General features: G+C 50.3%; 1 rRNA gene. It reads left to right on the top strand.

Features of this window, described 5'->3' with window-relative positions:
* Positions 1 to 1,320: ribosomal RNA gene (locus NBH01_RS26330) — 16S ribosomal RNA — on the top strand; the annotation flags it as partial.
* Between the last annotated feature and the right edge of the window lie 29 nt (positions 1,321 to 1,349).

The following is a 1,349-nucleotide window of genomic DNA, read 5'->3' on the forward strand; positions in this document are numbered from 1 at the left end:
ATTATTAAAGAATTTCGGTTATCGATGGGGATGCGTTCCATTAGGCAGTTGGTGAGGTAACGGCTCACCAAACCTTCGATGGATAGGGGTTCTGAGAGGAAGGTCCCCCACATTGGAACTGAGACACGGTCCAAACTCCTACGGGAGGCAGCAGTGAGGAATATTGGTCAATGGACGAGAGTCTGAACCAGCCAAGTAGCGTGAAGGATGACTGCCCTATGGGTTGTAAACTTCTTTTATATGGGAATAAAGTTTTCCACGTGTGGAATTTTGTATGTACCATATGAATAAGGATCGGCTAACTCCGTGCCAGCAGCCGCGGTAATACGGAGGATCCGAGCGTTATCCGGATTTATTGGGTTTAAAGGGAGCGTAGGTGGACAGTTAAGTCAGTTGTGAAAGTTTGCGGCTCAACCGTAAAATTGCAGTTGATACTGGCTGTCTTGAGTACAGTAGAGGTGGGCGGAATTCGTGGTGTAGCGGTGAAATGCTTAGATATCACGAAGAACTCCGATTGCGAAGGCAGCTCACTGGACTGCAACTGACACTGATGCTCGAAAGTGTGGGTATCAAACAGGATTAGATACCCTGGTAGTCCACACAGTAAACGATGAATACTCGCTGTTTGCGATATACAGTAAGCGGCCAAGCGAAAGCATTAAGTATTCCACCTGGGGAGTACGCCGGCAACGGTGAAACTCAAAGGAATTGACGGGGGCCCGCACAAGCGGAGGAACATGTGGTTTAATTCGATGATACGCGAGGAACCTTACCCGGGCTTAAATTGCAAATGAATAATCTGGAAACAGGTTAGCCGCAAGGCATTTGTGAAGGTGCTGCATGGTTGTCGTCAGCTCGTGCCGTGAGGTGTCGGCTTAAGTGCCATAACGAGCGCAACCCTTATCTTTAGTTACTAACAGGTCATGCTGAGGACTCTAGAGAGACTGCCGTCGTAAGATGTGAGGAAGGTGGGGATGACGTCAAATCAGCACGGCCCTTACGTCCGGGGCTACACACGTGTTACAATGGGGGGTACAGAAGGCAGCTACCTGGTGACAGGATGCTAATCCCAAAAGCCTCTCTCAGTTCGGATCGAAGTCTGCAACCCGACTTCGTGAAGCTGGATTCGCTAGTAATCGCGCATCAGCCATGGCGCGGTGAATACGTTCCCGGGCCTTGTACACACCGCCCGTCAAGCCATGAAAGCCGGGGGTACCTGAAGTACGTAACCGCAAGGAGCGTCCTAGGGTAAAACTGGTAATTGGGGCTAAGTCGTAACAAGGTAGCCGTACCGGAAGGTGCGGCTGGAACACCTCCTTTCTGGAGCGATGTCGTTACAACGATTTCAT

This window comes from Bacteroides sp. B1-V-101 (assembly GCF_023656585.1).
GTDB lineage: Bacteria > Bacteroidota > Bacteroidia > Bacteroidales > Bacteroidaceae > Bacteroides > Bacteroides thetaiotaomicron.